24 protein-coding genes are annotated in these 23610 nt (G+C 46.5%); 16 read left to right on the top strand and 8 right to left on the bottom strand.

All coding sequences use genetic code 11. The features are described 5' to 3' along the window. The first annotated feature begins 540 nt into the window (after window positions 1-540). From MZO40_RS06655 to MZO40_RS06700, 10 genes are all read left to right on the top strand, one after another. A complete protein-coding gene (locus MZO40_RS06655; protein ID WP_105923830.1) occupies window positions 541-1851 on the top strand; it encodes a D-serine ammonia-lyase in 1311 nt (436 codons plus the stop codon). Window positions 1852-2112: 261 nt separating this feature from the next. Further along, window positions 2113-2913 carry an SDR family oxidoreductase gene (locus MZO40_RS06660; protein WP_050337647.1) on the top strand — a complete coding sequence of 267 codons (801 nt, stop codon included), beginning with the start codon at window positions 2113-2115 and terminating at the stop codon, window positions 2911-2913. A gap of 38 nt (window positions 2914-2951) precedes the next feature. Next, on the top strand, window positions 2952-4796 hold the full coding sequence (locus tag MZO40_RS06665; protein WP_225424045.1) for a PRD domain-containing protein: 1845 nt from the start codon (window positions 2952-2954) through the stop codon (window positions 4794-4796). Beyond that, window positions 4796-5293: a transcriptional regulator GutM gene (locus MZO40_RS06670; protein ID WP_050339746.1), complete on the top strand. Its 498-nt coding sequence runs from the start codon at window positions 4796-4798 to the stop codon at window positions 5291-5293. Before MZO40_RS06665 ends, MZO40_RS06670 begins: the two co-directional genes overlap by 1 nt. Before the next feature lie 10 nt (window positions 5294-5303). Beyond that, complete coding sequence (locus MZO40_RS06675; RefSeq protein ID WP_050339744.1) at window positions 5304-5855, top strand: PTS glucitol/sorbitol transporter subunit IIC; 552 nt, start codon at window positions 5304-5306, stop codon at window positions 5853-5855. Between the two features lie 14 nt (window positions 5856-5869). Continuing rightward, window positions 5870-6898 carry a PTS glucitol/sorbitol transporter subunit IIB gene (locus MZO40_RS06680; RefSeq protein WP_050339742.1) on the top strand — a complete coding sequence of 343 codons (1029 nt, stop codon included), beginning with the start codon at window positions 5870-5872 and terminating at the stop codon, window positions 6896-6898. A gap of 23 nt (window positions 6899-6921) precedes the next feature. Beyond that, complete coding sequence (locus MZO40_RS06685; protein ID WP_105961124.1) at window positions 6922-7299, top strand: PTS glucitol/sorbitol transporter subunit IIA; 378 nt, start codon at window positions 6922-6924, stop codon at window positions 7297-7299. 371 nt (window positions 7300-7670) lie between these two features. Continuing rightward, window positions 7671-8414 (top strand): ABC transporter ATP-binding protein, encoded by a 744-nt coding sequence (locus MZO40_RS06690; protein WP_105961123.1) that lies wholly within the window; start codon window positions 7671-7673, stop codon window positions 8412-8414. After that, window positions 8392-9639, top strand: coding sequence for an ABC transporter permease (locus MZO40_RS06695; RefSeq protein ID WP_105961122.1), 1248 nt, complete (start codon window positions 8392-8394; stop codon window positions 9637-9639). Before MZO40_RS06690 ends, MZO40_RS06695 begins: the two co-directional genes overlap by 23 nt. Before the next feature lie 4 nt (window positions 9640-9643). Continuing rightward, entirely contained in the window at window positions 9644-10315 is a 672-nt protein-coding gene (locus MZO40_RS06700) for a TetR/AcrR family transcriptional regulator (protein ID WP_101873024.1), read from the top strand. 250 nt (window positions 10316-10565) lie between these two features. On the opposite strand, the gene MZO40_RS06705 is transcribed toward MZO40_RS06700, so the two are convergent. Continuing rightward, window positions 10566-11999: a nicotinate phosphoribosyltransferase gene (locus tag MZO40_RS06705; RefSeq protein ID WP_105961121.1), complete on the bottom strand. Its 1434-nt coding sequence runs from the start codon at window positions 11997-11999 to the stop codon at window positions 10566-10568. A 145-nt stretch (window positions 12000-12144) separates the two neighbouring features. Between MZO40_RS06705 and MZO40_RS06710 the strand changes: the two genes are divergently transcribed. Further along, window positions 12145-12654, top strand: coding sequence for a transcription repressor NadR (locus MZO40_RS06710; RefSeq protein ID WP_088770871.1), 510 nt, complete (start codon window positions 12145-12147; stop codon window positions 12652-12654). A gap of 171 nt (window positions 12655-12825) precedes the next feature. Here MZO40_RS06710 and MZO40_RS06715 read toward each other — a convergent pair whose 3' ends face one another. The 4 genes from MZO40_RS06715 to MZO40_RS06730 all read right to left on the bottom strand — a co-directional run bounded on the left by MZO40_RS06715 (window position 12826) and on the right by MZO40_RS06730 (window position 17239). After that, window positions 12826-13218 (bottom strand): tautomerase family protein, encoded by a 393-nt coding sequence (locus tag MZO40_RS06715; RefSeq protein WP_050339733.1) that lies wholly within the window; start codon window positions 13216-13218, stop codon window positions 12826-12828. A gap of 125 nt (window positions 13219-13343) precedes the next feature. Further along, a complete protein-coding gene (locus MZO40_RS06720) occupies window positions 13344-14645 on the bottom strand; it encodes an MFS transporter (RefSeq protein WP_252133181.1) in 1302 nt (433 codons plus the stop codon). A gap of 279 nt (window positions 14646-14924) precedes the next feature. Further along, on the bottom strand, window positions 14925-16106 hold the full coding sequence (gene eis / locus MZO40_RS06725; protein ID WP_088770873.1) for an enhanced intracellular survival protein Eis: 1182 nt from the start codon (window positions 16104-16106) through the stop codon (window positions 14925-14927). 41 nt (window positions 16107-16147) lie between these two features. Continuing rightward, on the bottom strand, window positions 16148-17239 hold the full coding sequence (locus MZO40_RS06730; RefSeq protein ID WP_105961118.1) for a DUF871 domain-containing protein: 1092 nt from the start codon (window positions 17237-17239) through the stop codon (window positions 16148-16150). 164 nt (window positions 17240-17403) lie between these two features. On the opposite strand from MZO40_RS06730, the gene MZO40_RS06735 reads away from it, so the two are divergent. The 5 genes from MZO40_RS06735 to MZO40_RS06755 all read left to right on the top strand — a co-directional run bounded on the left by MZO40_RS06735 (window position 17404) and on the right by MZO40_RS06755 (window position 20039). After that, the gene (locus MZO40_RS06735) at window positions 17404-17625 is read left to right on the top strand and encodes a DUF2829 domain-containing protein (RefSeq protein ID WP_003639475.1); all 222 of its coding nucleotides are present in this window, start codon (window positions 17404-17406) and stop codon (window positions 17623-17625) included. Further along, a complete protein-coding gene (locus MZO40_RS06740; protein WP_101873032.1) occupies window positions 17625-18371 on the top strand; it encodes a 3-oxoacyl-ACP reductase in 747 nt (248 codons plus the stop codon). Before MZO40_RS06735 ends, MZO40_RS06740 begins: the two co-directional genes overlap by 1 nt. A 12-nt stretch (window positions 18372-18383) precedes the next feature. Beyond that, window positions 18384-18743, top strand: coding sequence for an HIT family protein (locus tag MZO40_RS06745; protein WP_105920711.1), 360 nt, complete (start codon window positions 18384-18386; stop codon window positions 18741-18743). 115 nt (window positions 18744-18858) lie between these two features. Next, window positions 18859-19422: an NUDIX hydrolase gene (locus MZO40_RS06750; RefSeq protein WP_252133182.1), complete on the top strand. Its 564-nt coding sequence runs from the start codon at window positions 18859-18861 to the stop codon at window positions 19420-19422. Window positions 19423-19436: 14 nt separating this feature from the next. Further along, the gene (locus MZO40_RS06755) at window positions 19437-20039 is read left to right on the top strand and encodes a sugar O-acetyltransferase (protein ID WP_105961116.1); all 603 of its coding nucleotides are present in this window, start codon (window positions 19437-19439) and stop codon (window positions 20037-20039) included. Between the two features lie 78 nt (window positions 20040-20117). Here the strand turns inward: MZO40_RS06755 and MZO40_RS06760 are convergent, their stop codons facing one another. From MZO40_RS06760 to thrC, 3 genes are all read right to left on the bottom strand, one after another. After that, on the bottom strand, window positions 20118-20753 hold the full coding sequence (locus MZO40_RS06760; protein WP_105961115.1) for a pentapeptide repeat-containing protein: 636 nt from the start codon (window positions 20751-20753) through the stop codon (window positions 20118-20120). Window positions 20754-20826: 73 nt separating this feature from the next. After that, window positions 20827-21624, bottom strand: coding sequence for a Cof-type HAD-IIB family hydrolase (locus MZO40_RS06765; RefSeq protein WP_105961114.1), 798 nt, complete (start codon window positions 21622-21624; stop codon window positions 20827-20829). A gap of 14 nt (window positions 21625-21638) precedes the next feature. Continuing rightward, window positions 21639-23132, bottom strand: coding sequence for a threonine synthase (gene thrC, locus MZO40_RS06770; RefSeq protein ID WP_105961113.1), 1494 nt, complete (start codon window positions 23130-23132; stop codon window positions 21639-21641). Between the last annotated feature and the right edge of the window lie 478 nt (window positions 23133-23610).

Below are 23610 nucleotides of genomic sequence, written 5' to 3' on the forward strand. Positions count from 1 at the left end.
ATGACCGTCTACTTAGGAGCCAACGACTAATCCAACAAAAAGTTGGGTCCGCAAATGTCTGCCTTTCGAATACTATCCCGGCTGGAAGGTATTCTGGGCAAGGCCCAGTGGTGAAATTTCACTTAGCAAGCGTCCTATGCTTGGTTAGTGAAAGACCAGTATTTAAGACGTGGGCTGTCGGCTTAAATCTGTGTCCAACACGTTCCGGCCATTGCCCAGAATGCCTGGAAGCCGGCGTAGGAAGCATCTACCACAGAAAGTTTACGCTAACTCGCACTTTTTCCAGCGGGTCTCAGCTGGCTGCCTTTGAACTTAAGAACTGGCACTTTTTAATTCTGATTCATGCCAAATGAACTGCACAATGCGTGTACCCAGGCATTCCTTTTGCTGGTTTACTCCGCATGTTGGGTCGCTCAACCAACAATTCAGGTGAATTCGGCGCCAAGGATTGTTAAAGCGGGCTAAGTGTGGTTAAATGATGAACGAAAGTGGTGTCATGTTATCTAACATGAATCAATTAAACGAAAAGGACCTGAAAGTATGGATACAACGGTAATGATTGAAAAGCACCCACAGATCAAGGATTTAATGGCAGAACAGCCGATTGTTTGGCGTAACCCGGATTATGGCGAATCGGCTGAGTTGCCATTGACGCGGGCAGATATTTTTGATGCGGTGGTGCGCTGGGAGCGTTTTGCGCCCTTCTTAGCCGTCGCTTTTCCAGAAACAGCAGCGATGAATGGCGTGATTGAATCGCCACTATTGAAGCTCCAGCATATGCAACCGGCGTGGGAGGCTATCAATCATCAATCTTTGGCAGGGCAATTGTATCTCAAGGCGGACAGTCAGTTACCGATTTCAGGGTCGATCAAGTCACGCGGTGGCATTTATGAAGTGCTGAAATTCGCCGAACAGGTCGCCATGACGCATACGGATTTAACGTACATGGACGATTACAGCGTACTGGCCACGCCCAAGTATCATGACTTGTTCGCACAATATGGTGTGATTGTAGCGTCGACTGGTAATTTGGCACTCAGCGTGGGTATCATGGCCGCAACCTTTGGCTTTAAAACGACGGTGTACATGTCACACGACGCCCGGCAGTGGAAGAAAGATAAGTTACGTGCTAATGGCGTCACAGTTGAAGAACTGAACACGGACTTTTCCAGTGTGATTCCAGTCGCACGAGCGGCGGCAGCTAAGGATCCGCATACCCATTTTGTCGATGATGAGGGCTCTCGGGACTTGTTCTTAGGCTATGCGGTGGCTGGTGTGCGTTTGCAGCACCAATTAAAGACGCAGGGCATTCCGTTAGACGACCAACATCCAGTCGTCGTTTATCTGCCAGCCGGCGTCGGTGGTAGTCCGAGTGGCGTGGCGTTCGGGCTGAAGATGATCATGGGCGACGCCATCTATCCGGTCTTTTGCGAACCGACCCACGTCCCATCCGTCACCCTGGGCATGATGACCAAGCTCAATGAAAAAATCGCTGTTCAGGATATCGGTTTAGATGGCTTGACGGCAGCGGATGGACTCGCGGTTAGTCGCCCATCCCGGTTAGCGGGCAAAATCATGCGGACCTTACTATTAGGAACCGCCACCTTTGAAGACAATGAGCTTTATAAGTATTTGACTAAGTTGTTGGACACGGAGCAAGTGATGGTCGAACCATCTGCAGCCGCTGGGTTTACCGCCATCGCACCCATCACTAATCAGTTTCCTGAACTCGCTGGCAAAAATGTGACCCACATCGTCTGGGCAACTGGTGGCGATATGATGCCGGAATCCGAACGACAATTGGATTATGATCTAGGGCGGAAATTGCTGTTGGCGGTTGAGGGCGAGTAGGTAGTTCGTTATTACATGAAAATAGTAGAAACTAAATCGGCGGACAACATGTATTAATAATGTGCCTGTTAATAGAGATGTATTGAGACGCAGTAATCAAACGATGCTACGTCTTTTTTGTTGTGTAAGAATAGATTGAAACAATTAAGCTAATAATTTGAACTCAGTGGTCGTAAAATGTTGGCTTAATGGTGAATGCGCTTTCATCTATGATGTATTTGTAAACAAAAGCAAGTCACATTATACGAGGAGTGTCATTTTATGAATAATTGGATTAATTTAACTGGTCGCGTCTACGTGGTAACGGGTGGATCATCTGGTATTGGTGCAGCCATTGTGACGGAATTGTTGAATAACGAAGCAATTGTCTATGATGCTGATTTGAATCAGCCAGAATTAAATCATCCTAATTTACATTTTGTTGAAACGGATGTTACGAATCAGGATGCGGTGACATCACTAGTAAAACAGGTCGTCACGGATCAAGGTAAGCTCGATGGCTTGGTCAATAATGCCGGGATTAATTTACCACGGCTGTTGGCAGACGCGCAAGAACCGTTTGGAAAATATGAGTTTACCCAACAAGATTTTCAAAAAATGTTTGCGGTAAATGTGCAAAGCGTCTTTCTGATGTCACAAGCGGCAACGCATCAATTTGAGAAGCAACAGTATGGTGTCATCGTAAATATGTCCTCCGAAGCGGGACTTGAAGGTTCTCAGGGTCAAAGTGTATACTCTGCAACTAAGGGGGCCATTAATGGTTTCACGCGTTCATGGGCAAAAGAATTAGGTGAGCATCATATCAGAGTTGTTGGTGTGGCACCAGGTATCATGGAAGCAACGGGATTGCGCACCTCAAGTTATGAAGAAGCGCTGGCCTATACTCGGCACAAGACAGTGGCTGATATTCGGGCCGGTTACAAGAGTACAACAACGACGCCATTAGGACGTAGCGGCAAATTATCTGAAGTTGCAGATGCAGTTAATTACTTATTATCAGATCGGGCCAGCTACATTACGGGCGTTACAATCAATGTTGCGGGTGGAAAGAGCCGCGGCTAGAATAGCGTGGTGATAAAATGAACAGACAGAATTTTGAAATGCTAAATTTTTTTATCAATAATGATGCATTAACGCTCAGAGAAATTCGCAATCAGTTCGCGCTTTCGCGGTCAACAATCATTAAGAATGTTCGTGATATTAACGAGTATTTGAATGGGATTGCCAAAATAAATATGAACGGGTCAAAGTTTTATCTGATCATTAACAATTATGCCGAAGTCGCAAAAATTCAAACCTTCTTTTTGAAGCGTGATTTGGATTTTAATGATCCAGATAAGCGGCAGGTGACCATTTTAAAAGAATTAATCAAACACTTATCAAACTATCTTGTGATTGACGATTTGGCGGATTCTTTGGCGGTTAGTCATGGAACATTGACCAATGACCTGAAAGAATTGAAAGCTAAACTAACGCCGTATGGTATTACGATTCAGGCCAAAACTAATCGGGGTATCCGGTTGGCGGCTGCTCGCGATTATGAATTAGCTGCTGTGACCAGAAATTTGGTTGGTAAGTACTATGAATTGGAGTTGACTTGGAAACAACAAACTGATGTGAAATTGGTTAACCTGATCAAGCAGCTTGATGCGAGTGACAATACGGTTAGTATGATTAAACGAAATATTGCGGTGGTCAAGTGGCTACAACAATACGATATCCGTATTGATGATCAGATCAAACATTATACGGTGGTCGTTAATGATTCACAAACCCAACCGCTTCGTGAATTAGTAACGACGATTGTCGGACAGTCACTGACGACTACTGAGTGGGCCTTTATCGCTTATCCGCTTAGTATTAAGAAGCTGGGGATTGATGATCCACAATTAATTACAAGCGGTCTCAGTCAAATAGGCACACTAATGCAAGCTATTTTTCCAAAAATAAAGGCTCATCTCGACGTTCAGCTAGATTTTCAACGATTATTGACCGAATTGCAATATCATTTACTGTTCTTAATCAATCGCGCGGTCTTCCATGTGGAAACTGAAAATTTCATTTCTAATGATATGCTGAATAAATATCCAGTTGCCGCTGAACTGGCTAGTGAGACTGTGGCTGCGTTATCGAGGCGATTACAGTTACAAATTAAGCAACAAGAAGTCGGTTATCTAGCCGTCTACTTTCAAATGGAACTGGAAGAATATATGATGACACCGATTATTCATCGCATTGCGTTAGTGAAGCCTTTCAGTGAGAGCATGAAAAAGTTCTTGAGTGAGCAGTTGACTACCATTGTTGATGAAGACTTACAAATTGATGTTTTTAACTCTGAAGAAGCCTTACGGAAGAGCCCTGAAAAATATTTGCTGATTTTCTCCAATCAATTGATTACCGAAAATGAGTTGATCCAGCGTGCGCCGGTCATTCACTTTAATTCAATCCTTAATCAGGGGATTCTCAGACAGCGATTGCAGATTTCGTTGGTCGCAGATGCCATCAGTCAAGGATTATGTCAGTTCACAGTGACGCATTTTAACAAGGCAATCAAGTATATGAATGCCGTTGAACAACTCATTGAGTCCGAAATTGATAAAGGCCAATTGCTGCATTCTTTTATTGCCGATTGGAAAGCTCGAGAGCGTAAGTCGAGTAACATTTTCGGTGATGGGGTTGCTTTACCACATGTTATTGATAACTCGGGCTTGAAACGAATTCTAGTGACAGTGGGACTATTCAAAATGCCGACGAGTTTTGATGGTCAGAAGGTTAGGGTTGTCTTTTTAGTCGCAATTCCGAAGCAACTGGATGCAAATTTGAGTCGCGTGTTGTCTCAAGTTTATGATTTAATAAGAAGTATTGCAGCGAATGGCAATATTTATAATAATTTGAAGAATTATGATAGTACGCGCTCAATTATTCAGTTAATGGAGGCAATATAATGTTAATTTATTTCGGGATATTATTAGTTGGGGCATTTTTATTGCAGGGATTGTTAGGATTACATCAGATTAATAGTTTTTCACGAACTTTTCACCATCTGCGAACCTTAGCACCGGTCGCAATTGGTAAAAAGCCCAAAAAGTTTCGTTCTGGCACATTGATCTTAATTGCTGTGAACTCACAAGGGACCATTTTGGAAGCGCAGATGATGAAGGGTGTGACTATTTTTGCCACGTTCAAAGAGATTAAATCTCTGAAAAATCAGAATTTAGCAGAAGTTGCGGCATCCTATTCAACATTACGTGAATTTGATAAATTGACCCGCGCTTGTATCTTAGATGCCTATAAGAATTTCATCAACTACCGGACGAAGCAATTGGCGCCAAGTGAATTCGATTCGTCAATCAAGATTTGGAGCCTACCAATGGTTGAAAAAGCGAAGTCGATTTTTTATAAACTGACGATGGCTCGTCGGCATAAACAAATGAATGATTGAGGTGAACATAATGAAAATAATTACTGATCTCGCATCCGGTTTTATGGGACTTTTTCAGAGTGGTGGTAAGACGTTCGTTGGCTGGATGTCCTCCATCATTCCAGTTGTCCTGTTACTGTTAGTCTTAATGAATGCCATCATTGCCTTCATCGGGGATAAACGAATGGCTAAGTTGGCGAAAGCGTCATCCAAGAATCCAGTGACACGATATTTGATTTTACCATTTGTTTCAGCGTTCATGTTAGGAAATCCAATGGCCCACTCAATGGGACGCTTCTTACCGGAATATTATAAGCCAAGTTGGTATGCAGCAATTGCGCAATTCTGTCATACCAGTAATGGTGTTTTTCCACACATTAATCCCTCAGAATATTTTATTTGGTTAGGAATTGCACAGGGGGTTCAAAAACTAGGCTTAAATACGATGGACTTAGCTGTTCGGTATTTGTTGGTCGGGCTTGTGATGAACTTTATTGGTGGATGGATCACCGACTTTACAACGGCCTATGTTTGTAAACAACAAGGGATTACACTGTCTAAGACTGTCGATTTAGATGGATAAGTGAGGGATAGATGATGAGTAAAGAATATCATAGCATTCGAGTTGTTAAAGGTGCAGGTGGCTGGGGCGGCCCACTTACGATCACACCAACTGCTGACAAAAACAAATTTATTTATGTTACCGGTGGTAATCGACCTGCAATCGTCGATAAAATTGCCAAATTGACTGGGATGGAAGCGGTCGATGGCTTTAAAACGGCGATTCCAGATGAAGAGACTGCGCTGGCAATTGTTGATTGTGGTGGGACCCTGCGTTGTGGCATCTATCCTAAAAAAGGAATTCCGACGATCAACGTCTTACCAACTGGGAAAAGTGGCCCATTAGCACAGTTTATGCGTGAAGATAATTATGTTTCGAACGTGGACGTGGATCAAATCACGTTGTTAGGGACCGAAGATGATGTTCCGGTTCAAACCGTGAAATCAGCTGAACCTGTAGCTGCGGATACTGAGTCACAAACAGCAACAGAAGGTATTGATCAATCAAAAACGTTAACGCAACAGGCTCAGAATCCGGGAGTCTTAACTAAAATCGGGATTGGTGCTGGACGAGTGGTTTCGACGTTCAACCAAGCGGCTAAGGATGCGGTGCAGACCGTTATCAACACGATTATCCCGTTCATGGCGTTTGTGGCGCTTCTAGTTGGGATTATCAACGGTTCAGGTATTGGGAAAGTATTTGCCAAAGTGATGGAGCCGTTAGCAGGTAACGTGTGGGGCCTTATGATTTTAGGACTGATTTGTTCACTGCCATTCTTATCCCCACTATTAGGCCCTGGCGGCGTTATCGGACAAGTGGTCGGCACTTTGATCGGTGTTGAGATTGGAAAAGGTAATATTCCACCACAATATGCCTTGCCTGCATTGTTTGCGATTAATACGCAAAACGGTTGTGACTTTATTCCCGTTGGTTTGGGGTTGGCTGAAGCGGATGCTAAGACGGTTGAAGTTGGGGTTCCATCAGTTTTGTATAGTCGGTTTATTAATGGGGTCCCACGGGTGTTTGTTGCTTGGATCGCTAGTTTTGGATTATATACAAAATAGTATTATTTTTTGAGGTGATTATCATGATGACGAAGAATCAAACGATTTTTGAGACACAAGTATTAGAAGTTGGTGCTGAGACGCCAGATTTCAAATCGATTGGCATGGCAATTTTATTTGGTAATGAAGCACCGGACGCGTTGCGACCATCTTGCTTTATTATCAATGTCAAGCCCTTGCAAGACACGATTAAACCGGGCATGAGCTTGATAATCGGTAATCAGACATATCAGATTACGGCGGTTGGTAATGAGGTCCAAACCAATCTTGGGCGTCTGGGACATACGGCGGTTTGTTTTACAGGTGAAACGACTGCTAAACTGCCAGGCTCATTGTATGTTGAACAAGCAGACTATCCTGATATCAAGGTTGGCAGCCAAATCAAAATTGTGAAGGCTTAAATGATAGCGCTTGCTATGAGCGACCTATCAACTGTGAAAAGTGTATTAGTTAGAAAAGACTTTGTCGGCAAGACAGCTGCAAAGTCTTTTATGCTTTTCGTAATCATTGGATAGATCTGCTACTTCGGCATGCTTGACTTGTCATTCGCGCCTCTCAGTGGAAAGACGCGACCTCTAAAAATGGATAATAGTGGCTACAATTAATTTAGGAAACAAAAGCGTTTTTTCTAGTGAGATGAACTTAGAATGTTGTTGCAATACATAAAAATGAGTGTTCACTCATATTTTCATTGACAGCAAGCTTTAGCGGTTTTATACTAAAGTCAATAAATGAGTGAGTGAACACTCACTTTTGAAAGAAGGGGTTTGAGATGACAACGAATTATGTGGTTGCACAACAAGTTAGCAAGAGTTTTGGGCGACAACAAGTTTTGAATCAAATTGACTTAACACTGCCATCCGGGATGATTTACGGCTTGATTGGGCCATCTGGTGCTGGGAAGACAACCTTGATTAAAAGTATTTTAGGCATGGAAGCGGTGGATTCGGGCACCGTGGATGTGATGGGCACGCGGATGCCTAATCGGGCGGTGATGGCGCAAGTTGGTTATATGGCGCAAAGTGATGCGTTGTATGAAACGCTAACTGCCCGTGAGAATCTGAAGTTCTTCGGCCAGTTGATGTCAGTGCCTAAGCAGAAGTTAGTCCAAATGATTGATTATGCAGCGGGATTGGTCGATTTAACAAGTCAATTGGATCAGCGGGTCAGTGGTTATTCTGGTGGGATGAAACGCCGGTTATCATTAGCAATCGCACTGATTCAGGATCCGCGATTGCTGATTTTGGATGAACCGACCGTCGGAATCGATCCGGAATTACGGCAACAAATCTGGGCCGAGCTGAATAAGTTAAAAGCTACGGGCAAGTCCATGTTGGTGACGACCCACGTAATGGATGAAGCGGAACGGTGCGACTATTTAATGTTGATTCGTGGCGGGATCGCGTTAGCTCAAGGGACGCCCCGTGATTTGAAACAACAGTATGATGTGGCCACAATCGAACAAGTCTTTTTGAAAGCGGGGCGGATGCAAGATGCGAACAATGGCAATCGTTAGACGAGTTTTTAAACAACTGTTACGAGATAAGCGGACGTTAGCCTTAATGTTTTTGGCACCATTACTGATTATGACGCTGATGTATTTCTTATTTCAAAACAACACGACGCAAGTAGCGAGCTTAGGCGTTCATCATGTGGACCAATCCGTGTTTAACGTGATCGATACCAAAAACGTGACGATTCATCATTATGATAGTTCACAGGCACGGAAAATGATTAAGCAGCATGATTTAGATGGCTATTTGACTCAGAAAAATGGTCAATTGACGATTACTTATTCAAATAGCAATCCAACCAACACGTCTTTAATTAAAGCGAGTTTACAATCAGGATTAGTTAAGTTGAAAATGAAGACGCTGGTGACCGTTACTAAGAAACAGCGCGCGGCCCTCGAATCGCAACAAGCCGCTTTGAAGAAGCTGACAGCAGCTCAGACACAAGCAACGGTGACGAAGCTTAAAACTGCCATTGCACAAGCCCAGGCACGCGGTGACCAGGCAACTGCTGAGAAATTACAAAAGCAACTCAAGCAGGCCACAGCCACGACGTCTAGTTCGACTCAGTCAGCTAAAGCAACAAATTATACGACTAAGTCTCATTATATTTATGGCAGTAGTGATTCGACCTTTTTTGAAAATTTCCTCCCAATCTTTCTGGGGTTCTTCGTCTTCTTCTTTGTTTTCCTAATCTCGGGAATTTCGCTACTGAACGAACGGACTACTGGCACGCTCAGTCGGTTGTTAGCGACGCCAATTCGGCGCAGTGAGATTATTTGTGGCTATTTGATTGGTTACGGCTGTTTTGCCATCATCCAAACGCTAGTGACGGTCCTATTTGCCATCACGGTCTTTAAGATTCATCTAGTGGGGAGCCTGGGATTGGTCTTCCTGACGAATCTGTTGTTGGCGTTAGTCGCATTGACTTTGGGTATTTTTATTTCGACGTTTGCCAATTCAGAATTTCAGATGATTCAATTCATTCCGTTGGTGGTGGTCCCTCAGATTTTCTTTGCGGGATTAATTCCTGTTGACGGCATGGCCAACTGGTTACAAGTGATTGCCCACATTATGCCACTGTACTATGGCGCTGATGCGTTAACGGCAGTCGCAACTAAGGGGGCTGGATTTGCAGACATCGGCCTTGATTTGTTAGTATTAGTAGGATTCATGGTTGTTCTGACGATGTTAAATATCGTTGGAATGAAACGTTATCGAAAGGTGTGAGCGCATGGCACGACCACGGATACGAGATTATTTTCAACAAGACTTAGATCAAAATCAGAATATCACACCTAAGCAACGGGCCATCTTACAAGCTAGCCTGGACTTGTTTGCGGAAAAGGGCTTCGACCAGACGAGCACGAGTGACATCGCACAGCGGGCCGGCGTCGCAGAGGGAACGGTCTACCGTCGCTATAAAACGAAGGCGGCGTTGCGTGATGCGGTGTTAGCACCGATTGCAGCTAAGATTGTACCGATTTTGGCGAGCGACTTTTCTGAAGATGAATTGCATCGGCGCTATCCGAGCTTGCAGGCCTTTTTAACGGCAGTCGTCAACGACCGGATGCAGTTTGTCCAAAATAATCTTAAAGAACTAAAAGTGATTTTTGAGATGGCGGCGTTTGATGCGACGCGTCGTGAGCGTATTTTAAGTCAGATTGCGCCGCAAATGGTCCAGCAAGTCGGCAGTGTGCTCGACCAACTCAAAGCTGACAAATTGATGGTTGATTGGCCTAACGACTTAATCATTCAAACACTATTGTCCCAGGTGTTTGGCTATATTGCACGGCTGATGATGGGGTTTCCTGGAACGTCTTTTGACCGCGAACGAACTTACTTGATTGCGGTGCTAACGAAAGTATTGACGCCTGGTGAAAACGACCAGTTAGAAATTGACTAGTGTTTTTGCAACCATCAGCAGATAAAAATTTGAACAAGCGTTGGCGTGCGGACTGTGTTCGAGCGACAACGCTTGTTTTGTGCGGGTTGGGGTGACGGATGTTGGCAAGGTGGGATTGCTAATCTATGGTTTTAAACGTAAATAGTGGATGAATGATGGCATGAGCTTGCAAAATCAACAGCCGAGATACCTCAGTTTTCCATACTGAAGTATCTCGGCTATTTTGAGCAAAAATATAAGCCGCAGTCCGCTAGTCCGAACCCACCGTCAATTGCGTCAACAACTCAGATTGTAAATGGCTGAGGGTCGTCGTCATGTAGACCGGATAAGTGTCCGGATTGACCAATCGCTGGGTCGCACGTGGTAGTTCGGCAAGTTGGGCCTGCATGTTTGCTTGAATGGTTTGGACTGAGACGGCCGATGTTGTCGTCAGGTCAACGGGTTCAAGCAACGACCGAGCCTCGAAGTTAGTCAACTGTTGTTCACGATCGACACTGACTGGGTCACTATTGACGACCGTTAGTTCAGTTTGTCCGACGATGGTTTCTGAAGTTAATGCAATTAAATCTGCAAAGGCGCGCTGCGTGCCACGATGATAGAGTCGGTAGACTTGTTTTTGACCCGGAATCGTCAGCTTTTCACGACTGGCACTGACCTTGATTTTGGGTGCGATGTTGCCGTCCTGCTCGGTTGCAGCGAGTTTGTAAACACCGCTGAGCACGGGTGAGGAGGCGCTAGTAATCAGTTTTTCACCGATACCAAAATTATCGATTGGCGCACCTTCGTGTCGTAATGACGTCAGAATCGCTTCATCAAGGGCGTTAGAAATGGTGATTTTAGCGTCCGGAAAGCCCGCTTCGTCTAGTTGGGCGCGAGCAGCCTGAGAGAGTCTGGTGACATCACCAGAGTCGATTCGAATACCGACGGGTTCATGGCCCGCGGCACGGAGCTCTTTAAAGACGGTGATGGCGTTTGGGAGTCCGGAATTTAAGACATCGTAAGTATCGACGAGTAGCGCGCTATTATCCGGATAACGGTTGGCCCATTGCCGAAAAGCGGTCAATTCATCAGGAAAGGCTTCAATCCAACTATGCGCCATCGTACCGGCTACTGGAATGCCGAATTGTTTGGCAGCCAGAACGTTGGATGTACTACTGGCGCCACCAATCACAGCCGCGCGTGTGCCATAAATGGCACTATCGGGACCTTGTGCACGGCGGGCGCCGAATTCCATAATCGGTCGTCCGGCTGCTGCTTCGCTCAGACGACGGGCCTTGGTCGCAATCAAGGATTGGTGATTGACAATGTTGAGCAGTAAAGTCTCTAACAACTGGGCTTGATACAGTGGGCCGGTCACGGTGAGTAGTGGCTCGCGTGGAAAGACGGGTGTGCCTTCAGGTAACGCCTGTAGTTCGCAAGTAAGTTTGAAATTTGCTAATTCCGTTAAGAATTGCTCATCCCAAAGGCCTAATTGGCGGAAGTAGGCCAAGTCAGCATCAGAAAATTGACTATTTTGAAGGGCCTCAATCACTTGCTGTAAGCCAGCAGCAATCACAAAACTACCGTTATCAGGCACCCGACGATAAAAGAGGTCGAAGGTGGCGTTGGTGGTTGGCAAATCGTGATAAAATCCATTGGCCATCGAAAACTCGTATAAGTCAGTTAATAAAGATAAATTGCGCATTATGCATCGATCCCGTTGTTTGAATTTAGGTGTCTTGACACCTATGTGAAGTGAACCTAGTTTAGCATAGTTTGTTAATTGATGAAAGCTATTCTGCAAGTTTTCTGTTAGAATAAGCCTATCGAAATAGTGAGAAGGGTGAGTCATGACAGGAGCAGAACGGCGAGAACAAATTCGCGCAAAATTATCACAAGCACAGTCCCCAATCAGTGCCACGACGTTAGCAAAACAATTCGCAGTTAGCCGGCAGACGATCGTCGGGGATATTTCATTGTTACGGGCTCATGGTGCGGCAATTGCTGCGACCTTGCAGGGTTACCAGTTGGAAGCAACCAATCAGCCAACTGCCGTCCTCGTTTGTCGTCATTTTCCGAACGAGGCGACTAAAGAAATGGCACTGATTATTGAAGCCGGTGGCGTTATTAAAGACGTCGAAGTGGAACATCCGTTGTATGGCCGCTTACGGGGTGAATTAGAGATTCGTGAAATTGGCGACATTAATTTATTTATGGGGCGGCTCAAACAACTACAGGGGCATTTACTGTCTGAATTGACGGATGGTGTGCACAGCCATACGGTTGCTTATCAGACCCCGGAACAGTTAGCGGCCATCAAAAAGGCGTTGCGTGACGCGGGCTATTTATATGAAAATTAATGTCAAGACAAGGTCAATATTACATTGATAATTAAGCTGCGGTGCTCAATTTATTTTTGCAAATAAGTCTGCCATTATTCAACTGGTTCTGACTCATGACAAAAGCCACCCTGGAAATTCAATTTTGAATTTCCAGGGTGGCTTTTGCGTACTCGCTAAGTGGCGTCGTAACTAAGCTAAATCGCCGTTGAGAAACTGAGCTTGACCATCGCCAAAGGACCAATCTTCATAGCTATTCGTTGTAATATTAATCATCACATCTGCTGGCGCAATCCCAAGTTGCTGGTGTAAGTCGTGAACCAGAAGTTGGTAAAACTGCTGCTTATCTTCCACCTTGCGCGGGCTAGAAGTGAGACTGAACATTAAGAAAGCCGAGGTTCGTTCAAAACCCAGGCCGACGTCTTCAATAATCATTTCATCTGGGTCATGTTGCGTGACGATTTGATAACGGTCACGGGGCCGTAAGTGAAGCGCGGTACTAGCTGCGTGGTAAGCAATATCTAAGATTTGTTTGATTTCAGACTGTGAGCGTCCGCGAATCATATCAATGCGCATTAAGGGCAGGGTGAGACCTCCTAAAAGTTGATACATCAAGTATACTGCTGATTGGATCGCTGACGTAGTATCAAAGTGCGATTAGGACCATCTTGAATCACGATATCTGAACTGGGAACAGCCCAAGGCACGACTCAAATTGAGGATGATTGGTCAGTGCGAATCGCCTGATGCAATGGCTTTAGGAGTAGTAACGTGTACCCAATCAACAACAAGCTATTGACGATGAGTACCAGTCCGCCGTGGTGGGTGTTTTGGAAAATAATGGTGAATAATAGCGTCCCAATTGGCATAATCGAGCTATTGACGGTTGTCATGGTTGCCACGACTCGACCCAAGAGCTGGGTAGGGACCGTTTGCTGTAAATAAACTTGAAAGGTGATGTTTAAAATCACGAGTGCTAAAGCTAAGATGCCCATGATGAGACTACCAATAATGGCATAGTTGGCCGCTGATTGTGACGTGCTGAATAGTAATCCTAGTAGACCGATTTGGATATCGATGACTAACACTGGCATCATTAACTTCCAAAAGAGTCGTTTTTGATTACCCGTTGGAAATATGCTCAGCATCAATCTGCCGAGTAGCATTCCAATGGCACTACCAGTCTCGAGAACACCCACGGGGCCGTTACTGGTATGCAGTTGGGCTTTGAGAATATAGGGTGTGCCAATCGTGACAGCGGTATAAAAGAAGTTCAGGATAACGCTGAGCAGAATCGTGAGTTTAATCATGGTTCGCGATTGCATGTAGGTAATGCCTAAACGAAAGCTTTTCAGTTGATCATGGTGTGATTGCGGTGCGATTTGTTGATTGCGTGGCTGATAGTGGAAATGCATCGTCAACATCACCCCGAAAGCTGCAATCGTTGCGATAATTTCCAAGCCAATAAATCCCGTAAAGCCAACGAAACTATACAGGCCGACGCCCAGTGCCGGTGATAGGATCGAAGATAAAGAAATAGCGCTTTGTGTCAGTGAGCTCAGCCGCTGAACGCTGTGGCGGTTCACAAGTTCGTGGATGGCAGCTGAGTAACACGTATCGTTGAGATTGGTCGAGATGGCGTCGACAATTAAGAATACGACAATTGGAATTAATTTGTTGTTTCCGATAAAAAAATTAATGCTGATGGCAAATAAAAACAGTGCTGTGATGCGCGCCAGCAAGCTCCCCGTCAGCACCGCTTTATGTGGGTAGGTATCTACCAAGTTACCGATGGGCACTAGACAGAGTAGACCAACGATGGGGGTGATCAGCATGTTGAGACCGAAGCTGATGGCAGAGTGGGTCTCGTCAAGTAACATCAGTCCGAGGCCAAAGGAAAACATCTTACCACTCAAGGAGCTGATGAAATTACTGATAAAGGCTTTGATAATTTGGGCGTTAGATTGGCGATTACTAATCATTGGCACTGATTCGGGACTAGGATTAGACATAGGGACTTCCTTTCAGCCTATTGCGACAATTGCAGACCAGCAAGTTATAGTTTTAATCTAATTCTAATGTTTTTAATCTGATTGTCAATTCTAGTCCTAAAGCGTCGTCCAATCAAAACAATCCGCAACAGTCAGAATACGAACTTCCGACTGTTGCGGATTGTGAATAAAGCTTATTGGATACCGTTTAGTTCAGTCTCACCTTGATGTAGTCATACGCTCCAGCAACAAACTAAGCAACGATGGCCGAGTTTCGCGCCAACAGCTCAGAACAGCTACCTAAAAGTAATCGATCAAAGCTGGTCGCGTCTTAACTAAGCTCGCGTCCAACCGGTCGATGGCGTTTAGGTCGCCCGTCAGTTGGCCATGCAGATAAGCCCGCCGCAGTGATTGCGACCCGAACAAGGCAGTGGTGAGTTGTTGAATCGAGAGTTTAATGTCAGCAGTTCCGGTCAGGTCAGTGCTGATGCGATTGAGCGTCACTTGGCCGTTTGCCCGTTGTAGTTCCCAGATGCCTTGATTAGCGGGCAACGTGGTGTCAGTTACGGCAAGGCGAATCAAGGATACGTCGGCGGTAAACGGGTAGCGTTTGATGAAGTCATATAAATCAACGATCCGCGCCATCATGTAAGGCTTGATCGTGACCTGCAAGGTATAGGGGTCAGCCAACAAGTCGAGGCCGTTCGTCGCACTGGGATCGTCATAACTAAACGTTTCAAAAGTCGTACCGTGTTTCGTGATAAAGTCGGCGAGTCGCTCGAAAGCGGTGGGGGTACTCGTCGACCACTCCTGAATGGCGAAATTAGTGGCTTGGCGTTCGTAAATCAAATAACCCTCAATCTTGGCGTCGGCATTCCGGTAAATCGCGACTGACCAATCATGCTTCAAGGTCAGATAGTGTTGCCACCAAGTTGGACGAATCAAGCCCCCGCGCTGATTTTGCGCTTGGGCCGCGTAAAAATCATTAATTAAGGCGAGGCCGTCATTGCCGTAGCGCGTCACCGTACCGGTCCAGTCGGTCGGTTTGATACGCGGCAGGTCATGTGCGGCCATGACTTGGTGGGCGTGGTCGAAGACGTGCTCGTAGCCAAACCGGCGATAGTAGCCGTATGCGAACGGTGCCAAGTAGGACAGGGTCACGTGCTCAGCCGCCATTTCGTTTAACGCAGCGGTCAATAACTGGCCTGCGCCACCTTGCCCGGCGTATTCGGGGGCACTCATGACGTCGCCAATGCCATTCATCTTGTAGGTCACGCCATGAAAATTAACGGCGAGGGGCAAGCTGTATAAACCACTGACCAGTTGTTCGTGGTCGTGACGGCCATAAATCCAGCCATGTTGATAACGATCCATGAAGAAGCGCCGCCGTTGTGGTGAATCTTGATTGTTAAACGCATATTGATAAAGCTGGTAGAACGCTTCCCGGTCGGCATCACTTGTTAAACGGTAGTCAGTTGTCATTTGAGCACCTCCATCAAAGTTTACGATAGGTTCAATGTTGACTATTCAGCTGCAACAAATTTGAAGTCCGCCCATGGTTGGAGCAACTTCAAACAAGGTAAATCACTCACAACGACGTGACCAACCACGTTGATACGGCCGGTATTTTCGAGGTCGCGACGGGCAATCTGTAATTCACCCTTGTATTGACCGAATTCATCGTTGTCGATCAAGACGTCGCCGGCATGGATGGCGTCCAAATGGTGAGCGGGGAAGTCTTCATCTTTGTAAATCACACGCGTTTGTGAAGACCGAATCACGTAATCCGAGAAATCACCACGATACGTTTGTGGTTGCGCAAAGAGCACTTTTTCTTCGACCGAAGACAAGTCGCTGACCGTATCGACGTGTAATAGTGGGTAAGGGCTGAAGAAGACTTCAGCTGCCGCTTTTAATTCAGCTTCGCTAGCGTAGGCGTTCCCAATCAAAACGTCGTCAATTAAGCCGGTCATCTTCAAATGTTGAACTTGAGCGGCAATTGGTAAGCCACGGTGGTCTTCAAGTGTGCACAGCCCATCTTGCATCGGCCATGGCCCATATGTGGCGGCATTCGATGAAACGAAGGCGGCGGTGTTCAGACCGTATTGCCGGTATTGTTCAGAAGTCTGAACAAAGTAATCGTAACCGAGGCCAGTGTATTGTTGTGGATAGAAGTTGTGTGATCCCAATAAGTTATCTTTGGCCGGGGAGTAGTCCATAATCGTATCGACATAGTGCGTCCCTTTAGACATGTTCACTTCAATCTTAATGCCATATTCATTATGCGTCATCCGGGCTTCTTCTTGACCCGTAAAGCCGAGGTCGAGTCGGACGCCCCAAGCACCTAAGTCATGGAAGAATGAGAGGTCATCATAGGAGACACCGAGTTGTTTGAACAAGTCGGGATTGACGTCGACCATCACTTGCAAGCCCAGTTGGTTCGCATAGGAAATCACTTTTTTGAAGTTAGCAACGACCGCGGCTTGATCCCCTTTGATTTCAAGTAGCGACGTGAAGACCCGCTGATAACCGTATTTAGCTGCCAAGTCCAGGTATGCGGCATCCTTTTCAAAAGTTGAACGTTCGGGATAAACCGAAACACCGAGTTTACTCATTTAAAATTCCTCCAAGTATTAATTAATTTCTGTATTCGCTTACATTATCGCACAAATAATTGGTCTGTACCAGCAAAACAGACAATTTGTTGGTACCAATTTTTGCCTGTCACTTGCTGCGGGATTATGATACGATTTGGGTATTAATAATTGGAGGCAACATGATGACATTTGAAGCAATTTTACCAGAGTTAAAAGCGGGTAAACGGGCAGTACGGACAGGCTGGGAAGGCACGGAATTATTTGTTGAATTGCAAGCGACGACGACCTTTAAAGGCGATCCGTTGAATCCCTACTTTTTGATTAAAACGGCGGATGAAGCCTATAGTATGTGGTCACCAACGGATTGTGATATTTTAGCCACTGACTGGCAATTGGTCGACTAATGCAATTTGAAGAATACGTGGGGCAAACGGTCCTGGTGACGGGCGCGGCATCTGGCATCGGTCTCGCACAGGCCCAAAGTTTTCTAGCGCAGGGCGCACGGGTGATTGCGATTGATCGCCAACCCCAACCCGCAGCTTTAGCAACGACGACAGCCTTGCATTACCAAGTCGCAGACGTGACGGACGCTGACGGTTTGACGGCGGCGATTGCGGCGGGAATTCAAGCCTTGGGCACACCATCAATCGTTTGCAATACTGCTGGCAAGTTGGATGGTTATCAACCAACACTCGCGACGGATTTAGCGACCTGGCAAGAAATCATTGCCACCGACTTGACCAGTCAGTTCATTGTGACTAATGCGGTGTTACCGGAGATGTTGGCAAAGCACCACGGTGTCTTTGTGAACATGGCCTCGATTGCTGGTTTGGTCGGTGGTGGCGGTGGGGCGGCTTACACCGCTGCGAAACACGCCGTGATTGGCTACACCAAACAGCTTGATTTGGACTATGCCAGTCAGGGAATCCGGGCCAATTGTTTGGCACCAGGCGCCATTGATACCCCGATGAACGCCGCTGATTTTGCTGGTGATGGCAAGATGGCGAAGTGGGTGGCGGATGAGACCCCTGCCAAACGGTGGGCCCAGCCGCAAGAAGTTGCGGACTTAACGTTATTTTTAGCGAGTGCCCACGCCGATTATATTCACGGCACCGTCGTTCCGATTGACGGCGGGTGGCTCGCAAAGTAGGGAGTGAACGCGATGGCTTGTATTTTTTGTCAGCCGCAACCGTATGTCTTAGAAAATGACTTAGCGGCGGCCTTTTATGACCTGCATCCGGTGAGCCCGGGACACCTATTGATCATCCCTAAGGCGCACTACGCGACGTATTTTGACGTTCCTGAAACGACACGGACGGCGATGTTAACGTTACTCGACCAAGCGAAAGTCATGCTCGATGAAGCACGGCATCCGGATGGCTATAATATTGGCATTAATGTCGATGCGGCCGCTGGACAAACGGTGATGCACTGCCATATTCATTTGATTCCACGCTACCACGGTGACGTGCCGAATCCAGCTGGGGGCATTCGCAAGATGCTGCCTCACGAGGCGCAGTAACATTAAAACGCTGATTGGATTTTAGTCATTGGTGCGGTCTAGATTTATCACGAATTAGGAAGTTACCAAATTAAGAAGTTTCCACTTAAGAAGTCAAACAAAGGAGCCACAACAAATGGCAGATATATTTGAAAAGGTCGGTCGGCCCGGCAAAGTCTTGTCGACGACACCGGTCTATCATGGGCCAATTTTTGATTTGGTCAAACAGACGATTGAAACGCCGGATGGCTTGGAAGTCAAACGTGACTTGATTCAACACGGAAATGCCGTGACGATTTTGGCGATTGCGGCGGATGACCAGGTCGTGTTAGGCTCAGAATACCGGGTTGGCCGCAACGCGGAGACCATTAGCTTGCCGGCTGGATTAATCAATCCGGGCGAAGATCCTTTAACGGCGGCAAAACGTGAGCTGCAGGAAGAGACGGGCTACGTGGCCCATGACCCGCAAGTGATGACCGAAATCAGTTCTTCAGAAGGCTTCACCAATGAGACGGTCAGTCTGATTTTGACCCACATCGACCCGAATGAACGGGCAGAACGGCATTTTGACGCGGATGAGTACGTCAACACGCAACTCGTGCCACTGGACAAGGTCATTGACTTACTTCGGCAAGGTCAGATTCACTCGGCCCAAGGCATCTGTGCCTTGACTTGGTATTTGAACTTTATCCGTAAATAGGAGTGTGAACGCGCATGGACTTAGATGAAAAATTTGCTTATATGGCGACTGGCCAACCGTACCGGGATACCGATGATGAGTTGACGGCCCTCCGTGACCAAGCGACCTTGACCACGAATGCGGTCAATGCGACGGCTGATTTAGCAACCAAAGAAACGCTGCTGCGCCAACTGGTCGGTTCAGCTGGCAAACGACCCTTCGTCAATCCTAATTTTCGGGTGGAGTTTGGGCGCAACATTCATTTAGGCGATGATTTCTACGCCAACTATGACTGTGTCATGCTGGATGGCGCACCGATTACGATTGGCGACCACGTCTTGTTGGGACCTAAAGTCGGGTTGTACACTAGTAACCATCTATTTGATGCGACCGAGCGGGTCAATGGCGGCTGCATCGCAAAGCCAATCACGATTGGCAATGATTGTTGGTTAGCCGCCAACGTGACTGTTTTACCAGGGGTCACGATTGGCGACCATACGATTATCGGTGGCGGTAGTGTGGTCACCCACGATATTCCAGCGAATGTGATTGCGGCCGGTAATCCGTGTCAGGTGATTCGTCCGATTACGGCCGCTGACAAGACCGGTTATACTGGGAAACAATTTAAATTATCATGATGAAGTCAAAAACAGCCACATTCTTAGGCATGTTCATGCAAAGAATGGGGCTATTTTTATACAGCTATGACCATAAAATCAAGGCTTGACCTTGATCCCAATCAGAGCAGCGGCCAAATAAGCAGCTTGTGAAGAATTGACGATCATACCGCGGGCTGCGGCAGCGTCGAGTTCGAGACGCTCAAACTTGCAAGTGCTCAGATCGATATTTTTAAGGGCAGTATCGTTGAAGGCAACTTGGTCCAGGTCGCATTCGTTAAATTTGACGCTCGCCAACCGATTGTTCATAAAGCTGGTACCGTTCAGGCGACAGTTCGTAAAGGTCACGGTTTTGAACCGCATATCGCATAACATGGCTAAGTCGAGTTGGCAGTGGTCGAAGGTGACATTATTGAGTGCGGCCTCGTTTAAATCGATGCCGACCAGCTTACAATCCTTGAACTCAACGCGCAGCCAGCTCGCTTTTTCAAACTGGCCATTAGAAAAGTCACAGTTGGTAAAGATGGAATCGGTCAGGTCAAGTCGTTCAAAACGACTCGCCGTAAATCGAACTTTTTCAAAACTAACGTGGTCCAGCATCGGGTGCTCGATGCGCTGTTGGCTAACATCTTCTTCACTGACTTGAATATTGCTCAAGCTACGGTCTTCATCTTGTAACAGATCAAAAAAGGAGCCACGCGTTAAGTCTGCTGGAATAATGCGGGGAGCTTGCATAAAGGACACCTCATTCGTTTGATTTTAGGTATTTTCGCTAAAAAAGAAGCCTGCAAGAGGCTCCTTTTGCGTGTTATTTAAAGTAGTTCTCGAGAAAGATAGCGACCCCGTCTTCGTCATTCGACAACGTGTCAAAATCAGTCGCAGCTTTGACCGCCGGAATTGCATTTGCCATTGCCACGCCGACTTTGGCAGCGGTTAGCATCCCTAAGTCGTTTTCTTCATCACCAAAAGCCATGAGATTATCATAGTTTTCATCAAAGTGACCAAGGAGCTGCTTCAACCCACTGGCTTTATCAGTATGTGGTGGCAGAAATTCCAACAACGTTCGCCGCGAAGGGACCACGTGGAAGAAGTCAGTGATTTGACTTGGCAATTGGGCTTGGACGGTTTTGGCATCCTTACCAGCGCTAACGACTTTGCCGAATAAATCATCATCGGGCAGGTCCGCAAAAGTAACGTTTTGAAACGGCATCAGGCCCTTCAAGAAGTCTTCGTACGGTGATTTACCGAGGTCGGTGATGGAATAGACTTGCTTTAAATCGATCACGTCCAAGTAGAAATGGTCGCGTTGGGCTTGTTCAAACAGCGGTTGTAGGTCCTTCTTGGTAACGCTCGTCCGTGCCAACACATCGCCGGTCGTATTCTGTTGCACGAGCCCACCATTAAAAGTGATGGCGTAGTCGCTCGGTTGTGTCAGTTCGAGTTGGGCCAAGTAGGGCTGAATCGCCTTAATTGGCCGGCCAGTACACAGTACGATGCGTTTGCCAGCCGTGTGGAGTTGTTTCAGGACGGCCTCGGTGCGTGGCGAAATCGCCTTGTCAGAAGTGAGCAACGTGTTATCTAAGTCTAAAGCAATTGTCGTAATCATTCTAGTCACACTTTCTAATTGAGATTTAAAATTGATTCGATTGTCGCACCCATTTTATCGACGGCAGCGACCCGATTATGACGAACGGGCGCCGTACGTAACGCAGTGACCGTTGGTGGAATCGGCGTTTGAATCAGGTCATGCAGTTGGTCGACCGCAGTCAGGCCATCGACCGTCGTAGATTCCCCCGTAATCGCGGTCAAAACGGCTTGCGGGAACTTGTACGGACTGGCCGTTGAAACGACCACCATTGGCCGCTGATCCTTAGTCGCATTGCGATACTGCTTGGCAACTGCGGAAGCGACGGCCGTATGTGGGTCAATCGTATAGTGATGGGCGTGATTTAAGTGGTGAATTTCGTCCTGATCCTGATTTTCAGTCACGAAGCCCGCCCAGAAGTCAGCTAAATTGGCGCGCATTTCCGGCGTAATCGTATAGCTGCCCTTAGTTTGTAAGTCTTGCATGAGTTGGGCCGTTGCCAGTGAATCCTCACCTGTCAGATAGAAAATCAAGCGTTCCAAATTACTGGAAACCAGGATGTCCATTGAAGGCGAACTCGTCAAATAAAACTCACGATTTTTATCATAAGTCCCGGTGTTGAAAAAGTCTGTCAGGACATTATTACGGTTTGAGGCACACACTAATTTATGAATTGGCGTGCCCAATTGTTTGGCATAGTAGCCAGCTAAGATGTCCCCAAAATTCCCAGTCGGTACACTGAAATTGACGGCATCGCCATTTTTGATGTGACCCTGATGAATCAATTGGGCGTAAGTGTAGACGTAGTACGCCACTTGCGGGAAGAGCCGGCCGATGTTGATCGAATTCGCACTAGAGAATTGATACTGGTGGTCGGCTAAACGTTGGCGCAATTGCGGGTCGTTCAGTAACTGTTTGACCGTCGTTTGCGCTTCATCAAAATTACCGTTGATGGCAACAACGTTCGTATTGTCACCAGTTTGGGTAATCATTTGTTGCTTCTGAATCGCGCTGACCCCGTCCTTAGGGTAGAAGACGATGATCTTCGTCTGGTCGACATCCGCAAAACCAGCCATGGCCGCTTTACCGGTATCTCCAGAAGTCGCTGCTAAAATAACAATTTCGGATTCCAAGTGGTTCTTTTTGACGGCAGTTGTCATTAAATGCGGTAAAATTTGCAGTGCCAGGTCCTTGAAGGCAATCGTTGGTCCATGAAACAATTCAAGGTAATACTGGTTGCCGTGCTTCGTGACCGGCGCGATGGCGGGGTCATCAAATTGATCGCCGTACGCAGCATCGATGCAGGCGTGCAGTTCTTCAGCGGTATAGTCGGTGAAGAAGAGCTTTAGGACCTCATAAGCCACTTCTTGATAACTCATATTGGCAAGTTGCTCGAAGTCAAAGTCGGCGATCGGAAGGGTGACCGGAACGAACAAACCACCATCTGGCGTGAGGCCTTGCAAGACGGCCTGTGATGACGTCATAGTGTGGCTTGCAGTTTCCCGGGTACTGCGATAAAGTGTGTTCATAGATAACGTCCTTTCAACTGATTTTGACTAAATCATACACTAAAAATACGACGAACGGGGACGTTTTCACCAAAATCATCAGGATAATTTTAGTGAATTGGTTACAAAATCAGACGTGTTGTGCTGGTTAACTTGTCATGAATTATGATTAAAACGTGTTATTTTACAAGTTCAAGTGCTGCCAGCTGGGACCCGCTGGAAACAGTGCGAGCTAGCGTAAATTTTCTGTTGTGGCTGCGTCCTATTCCGGCTTCCAGGCATTTCTGACAACGCTGGAACGCGATGGACACAGATTTAAACCGACAACCCACGTCTTAAATGCTGGTCTTCCACTAACCAAGCCAAAGACGCTTGCTAAGTGGAATTTCATCGCTGAGCATTGTCAGAAACGCCTTCCAGCCGGGGATAGTATTCGAAAGGCAGACATGTGCGAAATCAACTTTTTGTCGAATTAGTCGTTGGTTCCTTGATACATGGA

Origin of the sequence: Lactiplantibacillus sp. B652 (assembly GCF_023806745.1) — a bacterium.
Taxonomy (GTDB): Bacteria; Bacillota; Bacilli; order Lactobacillales; family Lactobacillaceae; genus Lactiplantibacillus; species Lactiplantibacillus pentosus.

Excerpts from the sequence above, each read along its gene's own strand:
- eis (WP_088770873.1), bottom strand. The coding sequence starts at position 16,106 with ATGACAACTGACTACCGTTTAACAAGTGATGCCGACCGGGAAGCGTTC.
- MZO40_RS06680 (WP_050339742.1), top strand. The coding sequence starts at position 5,870 with ATGAGTAAAGAATATCATAGCATTCGAGTTGTTAAAGGTGCAGGTGGC.
- MZO40_RS06675 (WP_050339744.1), top strand. The coding sequence starts at position 5,304 with ATGAAAATAATTACTGATCTCGCATCCGGTTTTATGGGACTTTTTCAG.
- MZO40_RS06700 (WP_101873024.1), top strand. The coding sequence starts at position 9,644 with ATGGCACGACCACGGATACGAGATTATTTTCAACAAGACTTAGATCAA.
- MZO40_RS06685 (WP_105961124.1), top strand. The coding sequence starts at position 6,922 with ATGATGACGAAGAATCAAACGATTTTTGAGACACAAGTATTAGAAGTT.
- MZO40_RS06765 (WP_105961114.1), bottom strand. The coding sequence starts at position 21,624 with ATGATTACGACAATTGCTTTAGACTTAGATAACACGTTGCTCACTTCT.
- MZO40_RS06755 (WP_105961116.1), top strand. The coding sequence starts at position 19,437 with ATGGACTTAGATGAAAAATTTGCTTATATGGCGACTGGCCAACCGTAC.
- MZO40_RS06745 (WP_105920711.1), top strand. The coding sequence starts at position 18,384 with ATGGCTTGTATTTTTTGTCAGCCGCAACCGTATGTCTTAGAAAATGAC.
- MZO40_RS06655 (WP_105923830.1), top strand. The coding sequence starts at position 541 with ATGGATACAACGGTAATGATTGAAAAGCACCCACAGATCAAGGATTTA.
- MZO40_RS06750 (WP_252133182.1), top strand. The coding sequence starts at position 18,859 with ATGGCAGATATATTTGAAAAGGTCGGTCGGCCCGGCAAAGTCTTGTCG.
- MZO40_RS06705 (WP_105961121.1), bottom strand. The coding sequence starts at position 11,999 with ATGCGCAATTTATCTTTATTAACTGACTTATACGAGTTTTCGATGGCC.
- MZO40_RS06695 (WP_105961122.1), top strand. The coding sequence starts at position 8,392 with ATGCGAACAATGGCAATCGTTAGACGAGTTTTTAAACAACTGTTACGA.
- MZO40_RS06740 (WP_101873032.1), top strand. The coding sequence starts at position 17,625 with ATGCAATTTGAAGAATACGTGGGGCAAACGGTCCTGGTGACGGGCGCG.
- MZO40_RS06665 (WP_225424045.1), top strand. The coding sequence starts at position 2,952 with ATGCTAAATTTTTTTATCAATAATGATGCATTAACGCTCAGAGAAATT.
- MZO40_RS06670 (WP_050339746.1), top strand. The coding sequence starts at position 4,796 with ATGTTAATTTATTTCGGGATATTATTAGTTGGGGCATTTTTATTGCAG.
- MZO40_RS06760 (WP_105961115.1), bottom strand. The coding sequence starts at position 20,753 with ATGCAAGCTCCCCGCATTATTCCAGCAGACTTAACGCGTGGCTCCTTT.
- MZO40_RS06660 (WP_050337647.1), top strand. The coding sequence starts at position 2,113 with ATGAATAATTGGATTAATTTAACTGGTCGCGTCTACGTGGTAACGGGT.
- MZO40_RS06720 (WP_252133181.1), bottom strand. The coding sequence starts at position 14,645 with ATGTCTAATCCTAGTCCCGAATCAGTGCCAATGATTAGTAATCGCCAA.
- MZO40_RS06710 (WP_088770871.1), top strand. The coding sequence starts at position 12,145 with ATGACAGGAGCAGAACGGCGAGAACAAATTCGCGCAAAATTATCACAA.
- MZO40_RS06690 (WP_105961123.1), top strand. The coding sequence starts at position 7,671 with ATGACAACGAATTATGTGGTTGCACAACAAGTTAGCAAGAGTTTTGGG.
- MZO40_RS06735 (WP_003639475.1), top strand. The coding sequence starts at position 17,404 with ATGACATTTGAAGCAATTTTACCAGAGTTAAAAGCGGGTAAACGGGCA.
- MZO40_RS06730 (WP_105961118.1), bottom strand. The coding sequence starts at position 17,239 with ATGAGTAAACTCGGTGTTTCGGTTTATCCCGAACGTTCAACTTTTGAA.
- thrC (WP_105961113.1), bottom strand. The coding sequence starts at position 23,132 with ATGAACACACTTTATCGCAGTACCCGGGAAACTGCAAGCCACACTATG.